Consider the following 4361-nt stretch of genomic DNA (forward strand, 5'->3'; position numbering starts at 1 on the left):
CTGGCCGCTTTTGCCCGGGTGCGCGAAACCATTTCCATCGACGGCATGATGCCCAGCGATGGCCCCGCTACGGCACTGCGCACCATGGCGTCATTGCACGAGAACGCACAGGGGCTGGAGCACGTGAATTTGGCGCGCACTTTTACCCACGACTTTGCCCGCAAGGCCAAACAGCGGTTTTTTGTCTGAGGCGCTGCCGGGGCTGCGCTGCACCCCCGGTGGGAGCACAGCGCAGGGCTTTCAGTGTCGGCGCGTTTTGGTGGGCGTGCCGCCACGCGCTACTTTGCTGATGGCGGGAGATTTTTTGCTGGCGCTTTGGTTGCGTGCCGCACCCGCTTTGGTCGGTTTGGCGCCAGCGGTTTTCATCTGCACGGGCAGGTACAGCACCACTTGTTGCCCGGCCTTGAAGGCTGCGCCGGGCTTGACGCTGTTCCAGTCGGCCACGTTGGCGGCGCTGACACGGTAGCGCTTGGCCATGCTGGCCACGCTGTCGCGTTTGCCAGCGCGCACGGTGGTGCGCCGGGTGATGATTTCTGGCGTCAGGGCAATCTGGCCGTGGTCGGCAACATGCTCGGTCACATCCTGGCGCGTGGTGGTCGATCGCGGCACCATCAGCGCCGAGCCGGCCTTGATTAGCATGCGCGGCGGTATGCCGTTGATGTGGCGCAGATCGGCTTCGCTCATGCTCATGCGCTGGGCGACCTCGGCCACGCTCATGGTGCTGGGCACAGTCCAGACCGTCCAGCTGGCGTACTGGCCCTGGCTGCGCGCTTCCAGGTTGCGCTGGAAGACCTTGGCGTTGTCCCAGGGCAGCAAAATTTGCGGTGTGCCCGCCGCCAGAATCACCGGCTTGTTGAACGATGGGTTGAGCGCCCGGAAGTCTTGTTCGCGGATGCCCGCCAGCTGTGCCACCAGCGCCACGTCAATGTCGTGGGTGATGTCCACGGTCTGAAAGTAGGGGTGGTTTTCGATCAGCGGCAGCTCGGTTTTGAAAGCCTCTGGGTCGGCCACGATGTTTTTTACGGCCTGCAGCTTGGGCACGTACATGCGGGTTTCGGCAGGCATGTTCAGCTCGGTGTAGCTGGTGCCCAGGCCCGCTTTCTGGTTGCGGGCAATGGCGCGGCTGACGCTGCCCTCGCCCCAGTTGTAGGCTGCCAGCGCCAGGTGCCAGTCACCAAACATGCGGTGCAGCTTTTGCAGGTAATCGAGGGCCGCGCGGGTCGAGGCCAGCACATCGCGCCGGTCATCGCGAAAGACGTTTTGCTTGAGATCGAAATAGTTGCCCGTGGCGGGCATGAACTGCCACATGCCCGCAGCCTTGGCGGTAGAAACGGCCTGGGGGTTGAACGCGCTTTCGATGTAGGGCAGCAGTGCCAGTTCGGTGGGCATGCCCCGGCGCTCCAGCTCTTCTACGATGTGAAAGAGGTATTTGCTAGAGCGCTCGGTCATGCGCTGCATGTAGTCGGGGCGGCTGGCATACCACTGCTCACGGTCTTGCACCAGCTCGTGCTGCAAGTCGGGCATGGCAAAGCCACGGCGGATGCGATCCCAAAGGTCGGCAGGGGTGAACAGGGGAGCCACCTGGCTGCTGCCCATTTTGGTGGCGGTGATGGGCTGCAGTGGGCCGCCGGGGATGACGGGGGAGGAGTGCCTTTGGCTGGAGAGTGGGGCGTCGGGGTCGGACGAGAAGCCGCCGGACGGCGATTGCGTAGCACAGCCTGTAAGAAACAGCAGGCCAGCGAGGCAGGCGGTAGAAAGTAGTTTCATCAAAATTGGTTTTTCCATTCGCGCAGTGCTGCCAGCACCGCGACGGCATCCTGGGGATTCAGGGGCGCGTTGGCATGGGCCTGTGCCGCAGCGGCCACCTGCGCAACACGGGTGCGCAGGAAGGGGTTGATGTTGCGCTCCAGCCCGATGTGGGAGGGCAGCGTGGGCTGTTGCTTTGCCCGCAGGGCCTCGCACACGCCTTGGTAGTGGAGCAGTGCGGTGTTGTCGGGTTCCACCGCGCGGGCAAATTTCAGGTTGGAAAGTGTGTATTCGTGGGCGCAGCACACCTGGGTGTCGTCAGGCAGTGCGGCCAGCGCGTCCAGCGATGCCAGCATTTGCGCAGGCGTGCCTTCGAACAAGCGGCCACAGCCCCCGGAGAACAAGGTGTCGCCGCAAAACAACCAGGGTGCGCCTTGTGCCGGCGCGCCGTAGTACGCAACGTGGCCTGCAGTGTGGCCGGGTACGTCCAGCACGGCAAACGGTGTACCCAGGGCTTGGATCTGGTCGCCCTGCTGTACAGGTGTGGTGCCCTGGGGCATGGCCTCGCGCGCAGGGCCGTAGACGCTGGCGCCGGTGGCCAAGCGCAGCGCCTCTACGCCGCCGACATGGTCTGCATGGTGGTGCGTGACTAGAATTGCCTGCAATTGCAAGCCAAGGCGGTTGAGTGCTTGCAGCACCGGGTGTGCATCGCCCGGATCAATCACGATGGCCTGGTGTGCGTTGTGCAACATCCAGATGTAGTTGTCGGAGAAAGCGGGCAGTGGTAGCAGATTCATGAGCGCTCAAATTATAGGTTTGCACCATTGGTTTGACTCCCCGCCAGGCCGCTACCTGCTGGCGTGGGAGCAGGCGCGCTTTGACGAGGCGGTGGCCGACGTGTTCGGTTACCACAGTGTGCAGCTGGGCATGCCGCTGCTCGATGGCCTGCGCGCCAACCGCATGCCCCACCGCTGGCGGGGCATGGGCGAGTTGTCTGGGCCGGTGCCGGGTGCCGTCGCCCCTGACTTTCTGACCCACGCAGTGGCTTTGCCGTTTGCCGACAACAGCCTGGATTTATTGCTGCTGCCCCATGCATTGGAGCTCAGCCACGACCCCCACGCTGCACTGCGTGAAGTGGCGCGCGTGCTGGTGCCGGAAGGGCGGGTGGTCATCAGTGGTTTGAATCCCGTCAGTTTGTGGGGGCTGCGCCAGCAGCGCGCACGCCTGTACCAGCGCCTGGGATGGGGCCGCCTGTACCTGCCGGATGTGGGGGAGTTCATCGGTTATTGGCGCCTGCGTGATTGGTTGCGGCTGCTCAGTTTCGAGGTCGAAACGGCCGATTTTGGCTGCTATGCCCCGGCAGTACGCACCGAGCAGTGGTTGCAGCGTTTTTCATGGATGGATCGCATGGGCGCGCGCTGCTGGCCGATACTCGGCGCCGCATACTTTGTGGTGGCCGTCAAGCGGGTGCATGGCATGCGGCGGCTGGAGCCTGCCTGGCGCAGCAGATCGCAGCGTGTGGGCGTATCGGTGCCAGTCGCCAATCGAGCGGGTAATTCCCCGTGAACAGACAGGAATAGTGCGTGAACGAGATTCAGATTTATACCGATGGTGCCTGCAAGGGCAATCCTGGCCCTGGTGGCTGGGGTGTGCTGCTGCGCGCCGGTGCCATAGAAAAAGAGTTGTTTGGCGGTGAACTGGGTACCACCAACAACCGCATGGAGTTGCTGGCCGTGATCGAGGCCCTGTCAGCCCTCAAGCGCCCTTGTGCCGTGACGTTGTACCTCGACAGCGAGTACGTACGCAAAGGCATTACCGAATGGATCCACGGCTGGAAAGCCCGGGGCTGGCGCACAGCGGCCAAGCAGCCGGTGAAGAATGTGGAGCTTTGGCAGCGTCTGGACGCGTTGGTCGGTGCAGGTGGGCACCGCATTGACTGGCGTTGGGTCAAGGGCCACTCCGGTGACCCGGGCAATGAGCGCGCCGACGCGCTGGCCAACCGGGGCGTGGAGCAGGTACTCGGGCGCCCCTGAAGGCGGGTGCGCAGCCACGCACCATGCCGACCTGGCTTGTGTAAAGCCTGCGTAAAACTGGGGCTGGGGTGGCCCACAGCAAGCTGCTGCGACATCGAGGCGGCAGCTACGCTGCTACATTGACGGGCTGCTTACAGGTAACTCCCCCGTCTATTGTTATGGCCTCCAGAGCACTCTATCTTGTCGTTGCGGTGATCGGCATGGTCGGCGCCGGTACCGCAGCCTGGTGGCTGCAAAAACCAGGTGCTGCCGCGCCGCAGAATGCCGCGCCTGCCGTGGCGCGCAATGCCCAGCGTGCCGGTGCAGCGAAACCCATCAGTGTTGAAGTAGCGCACGTGCGCGCCATGGCAATCAGTGACGAAGTACAGGCTGTGGGCAGTTTGCGGTCACGCCGCAGCGTGGTGCTGCGCCCCGAGGTCAGTGGGCGCGTCACGCAACTGCATTTTCGCGATGGGGCGCGGGTGCGCCAGGGCCAGTTGCTGGTGCAATTGGACGACCAGTTGCCGCGCGCACAGGTGCAGCAGGCGCAGGCAGAACTCTCGATTGCCCGCGCCAACCACCAGCGCAACCAGGAGCTGGTGG

General features: G+C 63.9%; 4 protein-coding genes and 2 pseudogenes. 4 read left to right on the top strand and 2 right to left on the bottom strand.

Annotated elements, in window-relative coordinates; genetic code table 11:
• Positions 1–189, top strand: a pseudogene (locus PHX69_RS15455) (ABC transporter substrate-binding protein); the annotation flags it as partial.
• Between the two features lie 51 nt (positions 190–240).
• On the opposite strand, the gene PHX69_RS15460 reads toward PHX69_RS15455, so the two are convergent.
• Complete coding sequence (locus PHX69_RS15460; RefSeq protein WP_288044929.1) at positions 241–1767, bottom strand: transglycosylase SLT domain-containing protein; 1527 nt, start codon at positions 1765–1767, stop codon at positions 241–243.
• A complete protein-coding gene (gloB, locus tag PHX69_RS15465) occupies positions 1767–2543 on the bottom strand; it encodes a hydroxyacylglutathione hydrolase (protein ID WP_288044931.1) in 777 nt (258 codons plus the stop codon). Before gloB ends, PHX69_RS15460 begins: the two co-directional genes overlap by 1 nt.
• On the opposite strand from gloB, the gene PHX69_RS15470 reads away from it, so the two are divergent.
• From PHX69_RS15470 to PHX69_RS15480, 3 genes and pseudogenes are all read left to right on the top strand, one after another.
• Positions 2542–3312, top strand: a complete 771-nt coding sequence (locus PHX69_RS15470) for a class I SAM-dependent methyltransferase (RefSeq protein WP_241524938.1) — start codon at positions 2542–2544, stop codon at positions 3310–3312. The two genes, gloB and PHX69_RS15470, sit on opposite strands and share 2 nt — an antisense overlap.
• A gap of 17 nt (positions 3313–3329) precedes the next feature.
• Positions 3330–3779, top strand: a complete 450-nt coding sequence (gene rnhA / locus PHX69_RS15475) for a ribonuclease HI (RefSeq protein ID WP_288044934.1) — start codon at positions 3330–3332, stop codon at positions 3777–3779.
• Between the two features lie 158 nt (positions 3780–3937).
• Positions 3938–4361, top strand: a pseudogene (locus PHX69_RS15480) (efflux RND transporter periplasmic adaptor subunit); the annotation flags it as partial.

Source organism: Simplicispira sp. (genome assembly GCF_028687295.1).
Taxonomy (GTDB): Bacteria; Pseudomonadota; Gammaproteobacteria; order Burkholderiales; family Burkholderiaceae_C; genus Simplicispira; species Simplicispira metamorpha.